At 44.8% G+C, this 15,312-nt stretch carries 14 protein-coding genes and 1 riboswitch; of the genes, 9 read left to right on the forward strand and 5 right to left on the reverse strand.

Going from position 1 to position 15,312, the window contains the following annotated elements; genetic code table 11:
* Positions 1-92 precede the first annotated feature (92 nt).
* Complete coding sequence (gene rarD / locus D104_RS30350) at positions 93-1,013, reverse strand: EamA family transporter RarD (RefSeq protein WP_024024419.1); 921 nt, start codon at positions 1,011-1,013, stop codon at positions 93-95.
* A 175-nt stretch (positions 1,014-1,188) separates the two neighbouring features.
* Positions 1,189-1,367, forward strand: a riboswitch (FMN riboswitch).
* A 150-nt stretch (positions 1,368-1,517) separates the two neighbouring features.
* Here rarD and D104_RS30355 point away from each other — a divergent pair.
* The 4 genes from D104_RS30355 to D104_RS30370 all read left to right on the forward strand — a co-directional run bounded on the left by D104_RS30355 (position 1,518) and on the right by D104_RS30370 (position 7,041).
* On the forward strand, positions 1,518-2,444 hold the full coding sequence (locus tag D104_RS30355; RefSeq protein WP_024024420.1) for a DMT family transporter: 927 nt from the start codon (positions 1,518-1,520) through the stop codon (positions 2,442-2,444).
* Positions 2,445-2,694: 250 nt separating this feature from the next.
* Entirely contained in the window at positions 2,695-3,903 is a 1,209-nt protein-coding gene (locus D104_RS30360) for an MFS transporter (RefSeq protein WP_024024421.1), read from the forward strand.
* Positions 3,904-4,082: 179 nt separating this feature from the next.
* The gene (locus tag D104_RS30365) at positions 4,083-6,233 is read left to right on the forward strand and encodes an FAD-dependent oxidoreductase (protein WP_024024422.1); all 2,151 of its coding nucleotides are present in this window, start codon (positions 4,083-4,085) and stop codon (positions 6,231-6,233) included.
* Positions 6,234-6,237: 4 nt separating this feature from the next.
* Positions 6,238-7,041 carry a DUF547 domain-containing protein gene (locus D104_RS30370; RefSeq protein ID WP_024024423.1) on the forward strand — a complete coding sequence of 268 codons (804 nt, stop codon included), beginning with the start codon at positions 6,238-6,240 and terminating at the stop codon, positions 7,039-7,041.
* An 11-nt stretch (positions 7,042-7,052) separates the two neighbouring features.
* On the opposite strand, the gene D104_RS30375 is transcribed toward D104_RS30370, so the two are convergent.
* On the reverse strand, positions 7,053-7,955 hold the full coding sequence (locus D104_RS30375) for a LysR family transcriptional regulator (RefSeq protein ID WP_024024424.1): 903 nt from the start codon (positions 7,953-7,955) through the stop codon (positions 7,053-7,055).
* Between the two features lie 142 nt (positions 7,956-8,097).
* Between D104_RS30375 and D104_RS30380 the strand changes: the two genes are divergently transcribed.
* The 4 genes from D104_RS30380 (at position 8,098) to D104_RS30395 (ending at position 12,140) form a co-directional block, all read left to right on the forward strand.
* Complete coding sequence (locus D104_RS30380; protein ID WP_024024425.1) at positions 8,098-8,823, forward strand: sulfite exporter TauE/SafE family protein; 726 nt, start codon at positions 8,098-8,100, stop codon at positions 8,821-8,823.
* Positions 8,824-9,108: 285 nt separating this feature from the next.
* Entirely contained in the window at positions 9,109-10,521 is a 1,413-nt protein-coding gene (locus D104_RS30385) for a diguanylate cyclase (protein ID WP_024024426.1), read from the forward strand.
* Positions 10,522-10,616: 95 nt separating this feature from the next.
* A complete protein-coding gene (locus tag D104_RS30390; protein WP_024024427.1) occupies positions 10,617-11,135 on the forward strand; it encodes a M48 metallopeptidase family protein in 519 nt (172 codons plus the stop codon).
* A gap of 270 nt (positions 11,136-11,405) precedes the next feature.
* Positions 11,406-12,140, forward strand: a complete 735-nt coding sequence (locus D104_RS30395) for an oligogalacturonate-specific porin KdgM family protein (RefSeq protein ID WP_024024428.1) — start codon at positions 11,406-11,408, stop codon at positions 12,138-12,140.
* A gap of 100 nt (positions 12,141-12,240) precedes the next feature.
* Here D104_RS30395 and D104_RS30400 read toward each other — a convergent pair whose 3' ends face one another.
* Entirely contained in the window at positions 12,241-12,933 is a 693-nt protein-coding gene (locus tag D104_RS30400) for a 7-cyano-7-deazaguanine/7-aminomethyl-7-deazaguanine transporter (protein ID WP_024024429.1), read from the reverse strand.
* A 216-nt stretch (positions 12,934-13,149) separates the two neighbouring features.
* The gene (locus tag D104_RS30405) at positions 13,150-13,653 is read right to left on the reverse strand and encodes an HPP family protein (RefSeq protein ID WP_024024430.1); all 504 of its coding nucleotides are present in this window, start codon (positions 13,651-13,653) and stop codon (positions 13,150-13,152) included.
* Positions 13,654-13,763: 110 nt separating this feature from the next.
* Between D104_RS30405 and D104_RS30410 the strand changes: the two genes are divergently transcribed.
* Positions 13,764-14,318 (forward strand): TetR/AcrR family transcriptional regulator, encoded by a 555-nt coding sequence (locus D104_RS30410; protein WP_024024431.1) that lies wholly within the window; start codon positions 13,764-13,766, stop codon positions 14,316-14,318.
* Positions 14,319-14,398: 80 nt separating this feature from the next.
* On the opposite strand, the gene D104_RS30415 is transcribed toward D104_RS30410, so the two are convergent.
* Positions 14,399-15,256: a PA4780 family RIO1-like protein kinase gene (locus D104_RS30415; RefSeq protein ID WP_024024432.1), complete on the reverse strand. Its 858-nt coding sequence runs from the start codon at positions 15,254-15,256 to the stop codon at positions 14,399-14,401.
* Positions 15,257-15,312 lie beyond the last annotated feature (56 nt).

The following is a 15,312-nucleotide window of genomic DNA, read 5'->3' on the forward strand; positions in this document are numbered from 1 at the left end:
GCTTTAACCCGGCAAAAAGATACAAAAATGAGCCGCGATGCGATACCTGATTAAAGGCATGATGTGGTTCATCATGCCTTTAAGTCAGAGCGCTATTCAGGGGGGGGGTTCAGTTTGGTCATTTTATTGATCTTACGAGTGCTGCGTAAGCGTCGAATAGAATCAAGAATTAAGATGGCCAGTGCGGACCAAATGAGAATAAAGGTGATGAGTTTCTCAGGGCTTAACGGTTCGTCATATAAAAACACCGCAAGAAAAAACATGCCAGTTGGGCCGATGTATTGGAAAAAGCCCAGCGTGACCATACTGACTCGGTTAGCCGCCGCCGCAAAACACATCAACGGCACCATGGTGACGGGGCCAGCCGCAAACAATAACCAATTTACACTCGCGCTGTTGTCAAAAATGTTCGCGCTGGGAGACGTGCTCCACATTAAATACATCAGTGCAAACGGCAACATAATCGCAGTTTCAATCGCCATACCAGTAAAACTGTCGACGGCGACTTTCTTACGAACCAAACCATAGAAGGCAAAAGTAATAGAAAGAACAAGCGCGATCCAAGGCAAAGAACCAAACTGAATGACTTCAAACACCACGGCACAAAAACACAACACCACGGCGGCTTTTCGCACTCGGTCTAGCTTTTCTTTAAAGAAAATAACGCCAAGCAAAATACTAATCAGCGGATTAATGTAATAACCCAAACTGGCACTGAGCATTTGATTATTTTGTACCGCCCAAATAAACGTTCCCCAGTTTAGACCGATCAACAAGGTCGACACCAACATGGCCATTAACGTCTTGGGCGATCGTAGAACGGTGGTCAATGCCTTGGTATAACGCAGCGCCACAATCAATACGAGTACAATAAGGCACGACCAAATAACGCGGTGAGCCAGAATTTCTTGTGCAGGAACAAACGACATTTCCTTAAAATAAATGGGCGCGATTGCCCACAGAGTGAATGCCGTTAACGCGTACAAAATTCCGCTTTTGGAAGACGTTTGCATTGAAGTGATCCTATTCAATGGGTGTGTTTAGTAAGGCTTGTGAGTGTATATTAATACTGGATAAATGGTCAGGTTTTTGTCTCTTTAGAAACAGAGTATTTCCTCTTGGTAATCGTCTCGCTTATTGCCTAAAGAAAGCGATGCGTTTAAAGTTGCAGGGTATATTTTTACATTAATCGAACTTCGGGGCGGGGCGAAATTCCCCACCGGCGGTGATTTGACGAGATTGAAGAATCCATCAAACAGCCCGCGAGCGCTTAACGCTTTTTTCCTTCGAGATTAAAAGCATTGAGGTCAGCAGATCTGGTGAGACTCCAGAGCCGACGGTTACAGTCCGGATGATAGAAGATCGACCAAGCAACGCAAAAGTCATTGCTCTTTATTGAGTGGTGATTCATTTCGTTGGCGCTATATTTGCGTTTTATCTTGCGTGCTTTGGTTATGTAAGAAGCTTGGTATATTCCTCATCACCCCTGTGCATCTTACTGATTGGAGAAACCAAAGATGGCAGGAACATTCTTTATCATGATCGCGTGCTTCACGTGGGCGCTTGATACCTTAATTCGCTACCCTTTGCTGGGCGCGGGTTATTCCACTCTGCAAATCGTTCTGTTTGAACATCTTACCTTGGTGCTGTTTGTCAGCCCGATGCTGTGGCGCTATCGCCATGTTTATCGTCATATGTCGATCAGCGGCTTTTCGTGTTTGTTCTTTATTGGTGGCATCGGTTCTGCCATGGGCACATTGGCGTTTACCGAAGCCTTCCATTATTTAAACCCGACTGTAGTGATTTTGCTGCAAAAATTGCAACCTATCGTGGCGATTTTGTTGGCGTATTGGCTGTTAAAAGAACGCATTGAAGGGCATTTCATGCAATGGGCGGCCGTCATTTTATTCGGCAGTTTTGTGATGATGTGGCCAGATTTGCGCCAGCTTGGCGACGCGCAATGGCATTATTCCAGCGACACCATGAGCATAATGAAAGGCTACGGCTACACGCTGATTGCCGTGATCGCATGGGGCGCCGCGACAGTGTGTGGCAAGTATTTGTCACATCAACATATGCCCGCCAATGCGATTATGTCGGGGCGTTTTGTGGCCGGTTTATTGGTGTTATTGCCGTTGGCGCTGGCTCAGTCTGACAGTTTGACAGCGATGACCTCGGTGGATTTGAGCTTGGTTGTCGTCATGGCCTTGTTGAGTGGATTCATCGGCATGTGGTTCTACTATCAAGGGCTGAAAACCGTACCCGCACAACTGGCCACCTTGGCAGAGCTGTCTTTCCCTGTCTTCGCCGCCGCCATCAATTGGCTGTTCTTGGACATGGACTTAACGGGCTATCAAATAGCCGGTGGTTTGATGTTGATTTTCGGCAACATAGGCCTGCGCATGAAAGAGCTGAGAAAAGCGGATTTAGCGCCAGCGGCGTAATAGATTTAAGAGCATGAAAAGGCTGATGTACAGCATCAGCCTTTTCATTGACTGAGTTTATCTTCTATTCTATTTACCGTTTGAGATATCAATTCCCGTACAAATTTATTTCCTTTTTTTATTCTGCAAATACCTGCCCAACCTTGGTGCTTTTTGATTTAGAATAGCGCTCTAATTTTGTCCATAAGGTCAGATTTTAGCGTGTCGCGTTAGTCGATGGCTTTTATCTACTTTTTATAAAGGTAATTCGATGCCAAGTTCCTCTTCTCATTCGGCGATTGTCGAACCTAAAACACAGTGGTTGGAAGTTATCTTGCTGTGGGTGGCGGGTGTGTCGGCGGCGATGCAGTTTGCTAAGTTTTCGATCTCTTTCGATACCTTGTTAAACCACTATCAAACCAGCGCCACATTAACCGGCGCGTCACTGTCTGCGGTGGGGTTGGTTGGTTTGGTGTTTGGTGTGTCGGCGGGCATGATCGCCAGTCGCGTTGGTTATTTGAAAGTCTTGGTCGGTGCGTTGCTATTGGGCGGTGTTTTGTCGTTCATTCAGTCTTTTTTGCCGCCGTTTAACCTGTTGTTTATTACGAGAATGTTGGAAGGCTTGTCTCAGTTGGGGGTGGTGGTGGCGGCACCAACCTTGATTGCGAAGTTAAGTGCGCCGCAGCATCGATCCTTGACGATGGGCATCTGGGGTACGTTTTTCGGTGTCGCATTTGCGGTCTGCGGTTGGTTGGGGAAACGTATTCTGGATCAACAAGGGTTGAGCACGTTGTTCTTGAGCCATGGCATGCTGATAACGACCATTGGTGTGGTGTTGTTTTTCATTTTGAGAAAAAATCCGGTGTTGGATTTGGTGCCAGTGGCGGAAAATCAAGGCGGCTTCTTTGCTCAAATGATAAGAATTTACCGCAATCCAAGGGCGCTTTTACCCGGCTTTGTGTTTCTGTTTTATACCTTCACCTTGGTGTCGGTTTTGACGTATGTTCCGGGTTTAACAGGGGATGCGTCTCAGAATAAATGGATGTTTGTTTTGCTGCCTCTTATCAGCACCAGCGGAACCTTCTTGGCTGGTGCGATTGCGCAATATTGGATGCGACCTCAGCGCGTGGCGTTAATGGCGTATGTTGGTTTGGCGATCAGTGCGTTGGTGTTGTCCATGTTGAATGATGTGCCCGTGTTGTTTGGTTTGGTTGTCTGCATCATGGTGTTGTTTCTTGGCATGATTCCAGGGTCTTCGTTGGCGATGATTCCGGCATTGGCGCGCAATCCAAGTGAACAGGCGCAAGGTTATGGCTTGCTGGCTCAGTTTGGTAATCTTGGCGCGACATTGGGGCCACCCACCTTTGCTACTGCGCTGGCGGCGTTTGGTTTGTCTGGTTTGGTGGTGTTGGTACTGTGCGTTTGTTGTTTCGGCATTGTGTTTAGCCTGCTGGCTGGACGCCTTAATACCGTTAGCTAGTTGTTTTCTCTGCTTTTCATTTTCTGTCTTTTCTTTCGCACTTTGTCTATTGGGCGGATTATTTTAAAAAATAATCCGCCTTGCTGTAATAATTCGAGCCTGTATCGTGTCTAACTTATAATCCCAAGATTAATTATGATATTTGTCCCGAGTTGAAAGACTCTGCTGGAGCGTTAGTAATGAAGAAAACCGGTTTATTGATTGTTATTGCCGCCTTCATCGTAGGTTTTTTCTACTTTGATTTGCATCAGTTATTAACGCTGGAAGGCCTGAAGTCAGGCTTGGATCAATTCGAAATATGGCGAGCAGAAAGCCCGCTGTTTGTTGGTGGCGCGTTTTTGCTTTTGTACGTGGTGGTGACGGCGTTGTCGTTGCCCGGTGCGGCGATTATGACGTTAGCGGCCGGTGCGTTATTTGGTTTAGGCTGGGGTTTGCTGATCGTGTCTTTCGCCAGCAGCATTGGCGCGACCTTGGCGTTTCTTGTGTCGCGTTATTTACTTCAAAACACGGTACAAAAACGCTTCGGTGATCGCCTAAAAGCGATTAATGAGGGCGTTGAAAAAGACGGCGCGTTTTATTTGTTTACGTTGCGTCTTGTGCCTCTTTTCCCTTTTTTCTTAATCAATTTATTGATGGGTCTGACGACGATTCGCGCGGTGACGTTTTATTGGGCGAGCCAAGTGGGCATGTTGGCCGGCACGTTTGTGTTCGTCAATGCCGGGACGCAACTCGGTCAGCTGGAAAGCCTATCTGGTATTTTGTCTCCTTCATTATTGTTCTCTTTTGTGTTGCTTGGCGTTTTTCCTTTGATCGCCAAAAAATTATTGAATCTGATCAAAGCACGCCGCGTTTACGCGGGATTTACCAAACCAAAAACATTCGACCGTAACCTTATTGTCATTGGTGGCGGCGCTGGTGGTTTAGTAAGTGCTTACATCGCGGCGGCGGTGAAAGCGAAAGTAACCTTGATTGAAGCCCACAAAATGGGGGGCGATTGTCTAAATTACGGATGCATTCCAAGCAAAGCCTTGATCAAAAGCGCGAAAGTCGCACAGCAAATGCGACACGCAGAAAACTACGGTTTGGACAGCCGCGAACCGACGTTTTCCTTTAAAAAAGTCATGGCGCGCGTTCACGATGTTATTAGCAAAGTGGAGCCACACGACAGTGTTGAGCGCTACACAAAGCTCGGTGTGGACGTTGTACAAGGTTACGCAACACTGGTTGATCCTTGGACGGTGGAAATTCAACGAAACGATGGCGGTACTCAGCGCATGACCGCTCGCAGCATTGTGCTGGCGACGGGCGCGCGTCCTTTTATTCCTGCGTTACCGGGGTTGGACGAGGTGGGTTATTACACCAGTGACACGCTTTGGGAAGCATTCGCGACATTCGATGCACCACCGACACGTCTTGTGGTGTTGGGCGGTGGTCCCATTGGTTGTGAGTTGGCGCAAAGTTTTGCCCGATTAGGTTCCAGCGTGACTCAAGTCGAGCGTTCGGCTCGCATTATGGTGCGAGAAGACGAAGAAGTGTCTGAGCTCGTGCAAGAAAGCATGACATCGGATGGCGTAACGATTCTAACGTCGCACAATGCCATTCGTTGTGAAAAAGATGGCGATGTTAAGCGTCTGATTGTTGAGAAAGACGGTCAAGAAACCGTCATCGAGTTTGATGCGTTGATTTGTGCAGTGGGCCGTGAAGCGCGTCTCGAAGGCTATGGTTTGGAAAACCTTGGCATTGAAACCAAGCGCACGATTGTCACCAACGATTACCTTGAAACCTTGTTCCCGAATATTTTTGCCGCGGGCGATGTGGCGGGGCCGTATCAATTTACGCACGTTGCCGCTCACCAAGCCTGGTACGCAGCCGTAAATGCGCTGTTCGGTACCGTGAAGAAGTTCCGTGTGGATTATCGTGTGATTCCATGGGCGACATTTGTCGATCCTGAGGTGGCTCGTGTTGGCCTGAGCGAGCAAGACGCAAAAGAAAAAGGCATTGCCTATGAAATGGTGCGTTATGGTCTGGATGATTTGGACCGCGCCATTGCTGACAGCGCCGCACACGGTTTTGTTAAAGTCTTAACCGTGCCGGGCAAAGATACGATTTTAGGTGTCACCATTGTCGGCGAACACGCTGGCGATTTGTTGGCGGAATTCGTGTTGGCAATGAAATACGGTTTAGGCTTGAACAAAATTCTCGGCACGATTCACACCTATCCGACGTGGGCAGAATCCAATAAATACGCGGCTGGCGAGTGGAAACGCGCTCATGCACCAGAGCGTATTTTACATTGGCTGGAAAAATACCACACTTGGCGTCGAGGTTAAGTCGATGAAGCACTGGCTGATTGTTTTGTGCGCGTTATTCAGTGTACAAAGTGCGAGCGCAAATAGCGCGAACGCCTTTGATCATTCCGTTTGGAATACATTATTGCAACAAAACGTGGTGTTACTGGGTGGCGGTAAAGCCAGCCAAGTGGATTACCAAGGCGTTGCAAACAATAAAGCGTCGTTGAATACGTATTTGAAAACGCTGGAGAACGTCAGCCAGTCGGAATTTGATGGCTGGCCGAAAGACGACCAACTGGCGTTTTTGATCAATGCTTACAATGCTTGGACTGTCGATTTAATTCTTACGAAATGGCCTGACTTAAAATCAATCAAAGACCTAGGCAGTTTTTTTAGCTCGCCTTGGAGTAAAGCGTTTATTCCTTTATTAGGAGAAATGCGTTCTTTGGATGATATCGAACACACGCTGATTCGCGGTTCAGATCGTTACCAAGATCCACGTATTCACTTTGCCGTAAATTGCGCTAGCATTGGTTGCCCAGCGTTAGCAAACCAAGCGTTTCAAGGCGATAACGTCGACCGCTTGCTAGAGACACAAACGCAATTATTCCTAGCGGACAGCAGCCGTAACCGTTTGAATGGTAAGACATTAGAATTGTCTTCTATTTTTAAATGGTATCGTGAAGACTTCGAAAAAGGCTGGAAAGGTTACACGTCATTAGACGCCTTTATCCGCCACTATGCGTCTTTTATGTCGTTATCTGACAGCGTAAAAGCGGCGCTTGATAATAAGAAAGCCGATATCGAATTTCTTGATTACGATTGGGCATTGAACAAATCGCCTTAACCATTTTTTGTCTAAGTAAGCGTTTTATTAGACAGCGTTTTCATCATTTCCCAAAAAAGGTTGGATTGAGAACTCTGAGTTTGGTGTCGTAAACGAATCATAAAAATCGACAGCTGGCTTTGTGAGGTGAAGTTCTCGATGTCAATCGGAACCAACTGCCCCTTTTCAAGCTCAGACTGGATAATGTATTGCGGCATTCTCGCCCAGCCAAGACCATGTATTAGCATGGTTTTTTTGGTTTGGAAGTCATTCACGTACCAGCGTTTTCCAGTTGGCAATATATAGCGATGTCCGTTTTCGGCGGAATTCGCCGCGGTATTGGTGACCAAAATTTGTGGCAGTGCGTACAGTTGAGGTTGTTTGACTTTGGCGCCGCTGGTATTCAATTCGGCCAACACTTCTGGGCTGACGACGGTGATCATATTGATACGGTTCAATTCAATAAACGCGTGTCGATCATCCAATCCGTATCTTGGACCAATGGCGATCTCGCATTTGTTCTTGGCGAGGGCTTCTTGAACGCCGTATAAATGGTCGGTACTGATGTCTAACGAAATATCAGGATACTGCTTTTGAAAGGCTTTTATCCTTTCCATGCAATTGTCATCTAATCCCATTTGGCTAAAGCAGAGGTGCAGTGGCGCTTCTATGCCTTTGGCCAAATCATGCCCAAGATTCTCCAACTGTTGCGCTTGAGAAATCAGCTTTTTACTTTGTTGAAAAAATGCATGCCCTTCGGCGGTTAACGTTGGGCGATAGCTGTCTCGGTCAAATAATAAAATCCCATACTGCGATTCCAATGTTTTGACCGCGGCACTGATACCTGGCTGAGTTTTGTGTATTGCTTCCGCTGCAGAACGAAAGCTGCCTGTTTCCACCACAGCAATAAAGGCTCTGAGTTGATCGAGTTTCATAACGACACCACATGATTAGTAAAAATGATCATTTTAATAATAAAACGAGATTATTTATTGTTCATTGTTTGCCGTATTATTGCACGCATAAACGGACAGATTGGTTATCCAATTGCCGTTATCAATCAATAAGGAGGACTCAGTGGATTTGTCATTTGTTGTATTATTTGTGGCGGGTTTAATTACCGGCTTTTCAAAATTTTCCGTCGGCGGTATGGGCTTGTTGGTGTTGCCAATTGTGATGATTGCCTTCCCTGGCCCAGAAGCGTTGGGGATCTTGTTACCGCTTTACATTATTACGGACGTGATGGCCGTAGCCAGTTATAGAAACAAGATTGCGTGGTCGGTGTTGGCGCGCTTTTTACCCTTAGCGTTTTTAGGTGTGTTTATCGGCAGTCAGTTTCTTGCGAACATCGATGCGGATCAATTCCTAACGTTTCTCGGTGTGACGATCATCGCAATGATTGCGTTAGGGCTGTATCTCGATTTTCGTCCTGCTTCCTTCATGCGTAAGCCAGTGACAGCCTATTTGATGGGGTTCTTTGGTGGCGTTATCAGCATGGTCGCCAATGCCGCAGGCCCACTGTTTAGCTTGTTCTTATTAGAGCAGAAACTCGATAAAACAACCTATGTGAGCACACGTGCATGGGCGTTCTTTATCATTAATATCGTGAAACTCCCGCTTTATATCAGCCTTGGGTTGTTGTCAGTCGAGAGCACAGAAACAAGCCTTTACGCACTGCCTGGCTTGGCACTTGGCTCATTCATCGGCTTTCACTTCTTGAAGAAAGTGAACCCTATCCAGTTCAAATGGATGATTCGAATTATGTCGACACTCGCCGCATTCAAATTGTTTTTGTTTTCTTAAGGAGGCTCATGTTCTTCAAGTTGTGTAACCGTCTTAGTTTGATAAGTACAAGAGGCGGTCTATTTTTCAAACGTGGCACGCTACAAAAACGTTAAATTCTCTCATTCCTTGATTATCCAAGCGGTATTTTATGGATGGATGATATAGCGCAATTTCTGTACAAAAAACATACAAAACTGTTGGGGCGTTATCTTGTGTTAGCTTTTGTTATTAAGTTTTAATAAGAGCCAATGCAGTAACACTCTAACTAATGCTGGATCAGGCATGCTCTTCCCGGATATTTGTATGGACAACAAGGTTAACGACGCTCTTAGATTAGAGGATATTTTAAATACCACCCCTACTGCTGTTGGCTGGTCGAGCGTATCTTCTGGTCGTATCGAATACATCAACAAGGCATTTAGCGAACTTTTTGGCTATGATCTGAGTGACATTTCAGACCTCAAAACATGGTATTCGCATGCTTTTCCTGAACTTCACGCGAATCCACATGCTGTTGCCCCTTGGGACTTAGTGGGCGACGAAAATGGATTCTCACCGGATTTAAAAACCAAATTGCTCTGTAAAGATGGCTCTGTTCGCCAAGTTGGCATTCGCTTTTCTACAGTTGGAGATAAGAGGTTATGGTATTTCAATGACATAACCGATTATTGGGTGGCGGAAGAAAGGCTTCGTGCACGCAGCGATATGCTGGAAATGGTCGCGAAAGGCTCGGGATTAAAAGAGATTCTCAATGTTATTGTGAAACAGGTTCAGCGAGAAAGTCCTTCTTCTCTTTGCAGTATTTTATTATTTGACGCCACCGAGCAGCGGTTAAGGCTGGGTGCATCGCCTGATCTTCCTGAGTTTTTTAATCAAGCGGTGGATGGTATTAGAATTGGTATGAATGTGGGTTCTTGCGGAACGGCGGCGTACTTAGGTAAGCGCGTTATCGTGGAAGACATATACACTCACGACTATTGGAAAAACTTCACGGCACTTGCTCAAAAAGCCAGAGTGGCGGCTTGTTGGTCTGATCCTATCATGTCGTCAAAAGGCAGTTTGTTAGGGACGTTTGCGATTTACAAGCGAACGCCGGCGTCACCGACAAACAAGGATTTGGAGCTGATTAACTTTGCCTGTAATTTAGTGAGCATCGCGATTGAAAGTGTTAAAGCACAAGAAGAACTGGAGCATCGAGCGTATTTTGATCACCTAACCGGGCTGGGCAATCGAGGCTACTTTTTCGAGCAGTGCGATAATATTTTGAAAGAGTCGCTCATGAAGGGGTTCCCATTATCGATTTTGATGATGGATGTGGATAATTTCAAAAGTGTAAACGATGCATTTGGCCATAAAACGGGCGATTTGGTGCTTCAGAAATTGGCGCAAGTCAGTGAGTTAATTTTGCGACGGGAAGACATCATCGCGAGAATCGGAGGGGAAGAATTTGCGGTTTTATTGCCCACGATTGACAAAAAAGAAGTGCTTCGAGTCGCTGAAAGGCTAAGAAAGGCCATAGAAACCAGCATGGTGCTGAGCATGGATAATCAGAAAGTGTATTTCACTGTGTCATTAGGGATTGCTTATAAAGACCATGGTTATTGCTCCGTGGATGACTTATTAAGCATCGCAGATAACGCGCTTTACCAATCCAAATCAGCAGGACGAAATTGCATATTTTCTTTGGAGTATAATGCTCATAACTCATTGTTCTAAAATGCATTACAATCAGAGAATCAAACGGATGCTTTTCTAAAAAACTGCTTTTCTTCGTATAATCTAGTTTGCTAAAAAATCTGATAGTAGGGTACATGAGTCAACAGAACGATATTAAAAACTACCTCAATGGTTACAATGCTCAAGTACAGCAACAGGCACAAGCACTGCTAGACTCAGGAGAATCAGGCGCTTGGTTGTTAAAAAAGTACCCAGATGCGCATCGTCTTAATGGCACTCGTGGGCTCTATGAATACGCCATGGACTTAAAGAATGATTTCATGCGCAGCTCTCCTCCTATCAGTAAAGTCATCTACGACGACAAAATTCACATCATCAAGAACGCATTAGGGTTGCATACCTTTGTTTCAAGAAAACAGGGCAGCAAACTAAAAGCAAAAAATGAAATTCGTGTGTCCTCTTTGTTTCGAAGTATGCCGGAACCTTTGCTAAAAATGATTGTGGTGCATGAATTGGCTCACTTACGAGAAAAAGAGCACAACAAAGCTTTCTATCAGCTGTGTTGCTATATGGAACCGGATTACCACCAATTGGAGTTCGATTTACGACTGTATTTGAGTCACCGTGATCGATTTGGTGCGCTCTGGGATTAGTCTTCCGACGGTGAAACTCCTCTTTTTCCTTTAGACTTTTATTAATCTTCGCACTCTACATTCGAGACTATCTCCCGGATTTATCGTTTTCTTTTCTGTTTTCCTAATTATTTACACTTTTATTGAAAGCCTTAACCTGCCTCGATTTCAGACATTTAAATAAAACGCCGTTTTATTTTTTTAACTAAAACTGTACAAAAAACTATCAATACAGTGCATCAGGGTCTAAATTAAAACCTCAATCCAATAAAAATAAAAAGGTGTTTTGATATGAGTTTTAAGATTTTAACTGCGGCAGCCTTACTTGGGCTTACTAGCGCAACGGTCAGTGCAACCAGTATTAATATTCGTCATGAATTTGTGCCTGAATATGATGGTCAAGATGCAAAGCATTCAGATCGTATTGAAATCAGTCATCGATTCTCTAATGGCATTGGTTACGGCGTAGAAGCAAAATGGAAAAGCCAGAATGACGATGCGTTCGGTGAGCAAACAGGTAATGGCCAACAGACGAACATAAGTTATAGCTATAAATTGTCTGACAAATTGACCTTAAAACCCCAATACAAGTGGGAGTCTGGTTCAGATAAGGTAGGTCATCAGTTCAACTTAAGTCTTGGCTATAAAGTCAGTGATGATTGGTCTGTGGGTTTTCGTCACCGATACCATTATGAAAACAAAGTAGGCAGCGATAATTCGCACTATAATCGTTGGACCTTTTCAGCGGGTTACAAAGGCATAGAAGACTGGGCTTTTGGTGCGGATCTTGACTACACCTTTAACGAAGAAAAGTCAGGGCCAAGATGGAAAGGTGAGCAGTTCGCGGTGTCTGACATTAACTTCAAAGGCACTTACAAAGGGCTAAATAATGGATGGAGTCCATTTGCTGAGCTGGGCTTCACGCCATACAAATCAGGCAAAACTTACAGCTTTAAGGGTGAGCAAGTCTCTTCAAATGATCAATGGCGTCCACGCTATCGAATCGGTGTTAAATACAGCTATTAAGCGTGTTAACTTTTAGATAATGCACGGTAAAGGCCTATTTTTATTCCCTTTTAAATAGGCCTTTATTTAAGTGTTTGTCCCGTCTTTAACTAGGTTTTATCTAGGCATTTTTGAACGCATTACCTTCTTGCGCTGCATCCGTAGCAAAGTCTGGATTAACGGCGGTTATTTTTTTCGTTAAATAATTAAGCAACACGCCATACATTGGAATAAACAAACCGAGACTGATAATGAGTTTAAACCCAAAATCCACTACAGCGATGGCTTGCCAATGCTCTGCCATGAATGGATCAGGGCTTTGATAAAAGGCGATGCCAAAGAAAGCCAGCGTATCTAATCCATTGCCAAGCAGCGTTGATGCGGCAGGTGCTATCCACCACTGTTTTAATTGACGAAGACGGTTAAAGACTTGAATATCAAGCACCTGACCGAGCAGATAAGCCATAAGACTGGCGACAGCAATGCGTGCTACGAAGCTATTCAATGACATTAACGCCGCGAAGCCTTGGAACTCGCCTTGTGCAAACAGCACAGACAAAACATACGATACGATTAAAGACGGAATCATGACGTAAAAAATGATTTTACGCGCTAATGATGCGCCAAATATTCGTACAGTTAAATCCGTCGCTAAAAAGATAAAAGGAAAAGTAAACGCGCCCCACGTCGTATGAAATCCTGCAATAGTAAACGGAATTTGCACCAGGTAATTGCTAGAGGCAATGATTAGTAGGTGGAACATGGCGAGATAAAGCAGAGCTTTGCTTTTTTGCTCAGTGGTGAAAGTACTCATATTGTGACCTTTTTCGTTTGATTGGGGTGAGGGAACCCAAATAATGACGTTCGAATGGGTTAAAACGAACGCCTAGCGTAATGTTTCAGTTTTCTAGACACTTGACCAGTAGGTCAAATGTGGAGCGGAATTATACATTAATTATCTGGTTAAAAAAGAGTCAATCATAAAAAGTTAACGGTCTGATAGGAAATCTGGTCGCTTTTTTACTTTTGCTTATTGGTTCCCCTTGTTCTTGAGTGGATAACCTTGTCGTGTAACCCAATTATGATAGAACCAGCCAAACAGAATAATGAGCAAACAGCCTGTCAGCACGGGCGTGATTAAGAACCCCCATGACGTATTTATGGACATGACTAATATTGGGTTCGCGCCAGCCGGCGGGTGCAATGTGTTTGTGATCATCATTAAAAATACACCTAAACCGACGCCGACTGCGATAGTGAACGGAGTGACGTCCCAATAATATGAAATCACCAAGCCAATCAAGGTCGTTAGCATATGGCCACCAAGGATATTTTTTGGCTGCGCCAGCGGGCTTTTAGGCAAGGCAAATAAAATGACCATGGTTGCGCCAAATGGCGCCATGATACCAAGGTAGGAGGGCGTCGTTTGAGCGCCTTGAGCAAGGATGAAAATACATGCGGTGGCGCCAATACCGGCTAGCAGCATGGCGTAAAAGCGAGAGTGATAAAACGAAGTCAGTGCAGGTATTAACATGAATACGCCTTTTTAATGGATAGATAATTACAGGTAAACCGATCTGTCTACTTCATGGTAGACAAGTCTGTATCCCTGTGTCAATATTCATTTAGAAAAGAGGGTGATACATGTCTAAGCCGGATCTATTGATACACACAGCGTTTAAATTGTTTTATGAGCACGGCATTCATGCGGTGGGCATCAATACTATTTTGTCTGAAACGGGCGTGGCAAAAAAAACGCTATACCGCCATTTTGGTAGCAAAGAGGCATTGGTTGAAGCGGTGCTTATTTATCGAGATCAGATCTTTATGGACTGGTTAACGTCAAGAATGTTGGCGGCTGGAGAGGGAAAAGTGGCCATTTTGGCGTTATTTGATGCTCTTGATGATTGGTTTCATGATCGTGTGGATGTATTGCTGCCCTTTAAAGGCTGTTTTTTTATCAAGGCGAATGGTGAGTTTTCCAACCATGCGGTGAATGCGTTATGTCAAAAGCATAAACAAAACATTACTTCTTTTATTCAGGCGAATTTGATCGATTGTTCTTCGGAATTGTCAGTCGCTGAATTGGCGCAAAGCATCAGTGTTTTAAAAGAAGGGGCTATTTCTCAAGCCTACGTTGCGGGTGATCTTGATGCGGCTAAGAGAGCAAAAGCCATGGCTGTTACTCTCTTAGATTGATATTAAAAATCTGTTTCTATTGGTGCTTGGGGAATGACGACGCATGTTCATTACAATGCAAAAACGATGAAGTCTATTGGTTAGTCTTCATCGTCAGTGGTGTTCATTCGAGCCAAGCGCTCTTGTTCTTCATCGAAGGCTTCTTTGATCTCAGTGAGAACAGAATCTACGTCCGCTTCTTCTGTTGGCTCATCAAATAATCCCGTCAACTCAGTTTCAGTCGTCAATTTACCCGCTTCAAACAACGCCCAAATCTCTTTAGCGTATTTTGTTTCCAGTAATTCTGGTGCAGACATGCCGTAATAATTACGCATGTTATTGATATCACGCTCTAACATCCATTCCGCATTATTATTCGCGGCGGCATCGACCGCTTGAGGTAAATCAATGATGACAGGGCCATGTGAATCAACGAGTACGTTGAATTCGGACAAATCGCCATGAATCAAGCCAGCGCAGAGCATGCGCACTATGTCTTTAATGATAGTGGCGTGATCGCGTTTCGCTTGTTCTTCACTCAGCACGACATCATTTAGACGAGGCGCTACTTCGCCACTGTCGTCAGTGACTAGTTCCATCAACAAAACGCCATCAAAGCAACCATAAGGTGTTGGTGCTCGAACGCCAGCCGCGGCTAAGCGATATAGCGCATCTACTTCCGCATTTTGCCAAAGGTTTTCTTGCTCGTCTCTGCCGAATTTAGAGCCTTTTTCCATTGCTCGCGAACGTCGACTGTTTCGGACTTTTCGACCTTCTCTGTATTGTACGGCCTGTTTGAAACTGCGTTTGCCCGCTTCTTTATAGACTTTCGCGCAGCGGATCTCTGATCCACAACGTACTACATAGACGGTCGCTTCTTTTCCGCTCATTAATTGTCGAAGCACTTCGTCTATTAAGCCATCTTCGATGAGGGGTTGTATTCTTTTAGGGATTTTCATGCGGCTCGTTATACATTGATTAGATGACAAATGAAACAACCAGAAATAGAAATTGG

Source organism: Marinomonas profundimaris (genome assembly GCF_000508165.1).
GTDB classification, from domain to species: domain Bacteria; phylum Pseudomonadota; class Gammaproteobacteria; order Pseudomonadales; family Marinomonadaceae; genus Marinomonas; species Marinomonas profundimaris.

Coding starts and splice junctions, on each gene's coding strand:
- D104_RS30390 (WP_024024427.1), top strand. CDS start 10,617: ATGAGTCAACAGAACGATATTAAAAACTACCTCAATGGTTACAATGCT.
- rarD (WP_024024419.1), bottom strand. CDS start 1,013: ATGCAAACGTCTTCCAAAAGCGGAATTTTGTACGCGTTAACGGCATTC.
- D104_RS30375 (WP_024024424.1), bottom strand. CDS start 7,955: ATGAAACTCGATCAACTCAGAGCCTTTATTGCTGTGGTGGAAACAGGC.
- D104_RS30405 (WP_024024430.1), bottom strand. CDS start 13,653: ATGTTAATACCTGCACTGACTTCGTTTTATCACTCTCGCTTTTACGCC.
- D104_RS30395 (WP_024024428.1), top strand. CDS start 11,406: ATGAGTTTTAAGATTTTAACTGCGGCAGCCTTACTTGGGCTTACTAGC.
- D104_RS30400 (WP_024024429.1), bottom strand. CDS start 12,933: ATGAGTACTTTCACCACTGAGCAAAAAAGCAAAGCTCTGCTTTATCTC.
- D104_RS30410 (WP_024024431.1), top strand. CDS start 13,764: ATGTCTAAGCCGGATCTATTGATACACACAGCGTTTAAATTGTTTTAT.
- D104_RS30415 (WP_024024432.1), bottom strand. CDS start 15,256: ATGAAAATCCCTAAAAGAATACAACCCCTCATCGAAGATGGCTTAATA.
- D104_RS30370 (WP_024024423.1), top strand. CDS start 6,238: ATGAAGCACTGGCTGATTGTTTTGTGCGCGTTATTCAGTGTACAAAGT.
- D104_RS30365 (WP_024024422.1), top strand. CDS start 4,083: ATGAAGAAAACCGGTTTATTGATTGTTATTGCCGCCTTCATCGTAGGT.
- D104_RS30360 (WP_024024421.1), top strand. CDS start 2,695: ATGCCAAGTTCCTCTTCTCATTCGGCGATTGTCGAACCTAAAACACAG.
- D104_RS30385 (WP_024024426.1), top strand. CDS start 9,109: ATGGACAACAAGGTTAACGACGCTCTTAGATTAGAGGATATTTTAAAT.
- D104_RS30355 (WP_024024420.1), top strand. CDS start 1,518: ATGGCAGGAACATTCTTTATCATGATCGCGTGCTTCACGTGGGCGCTT.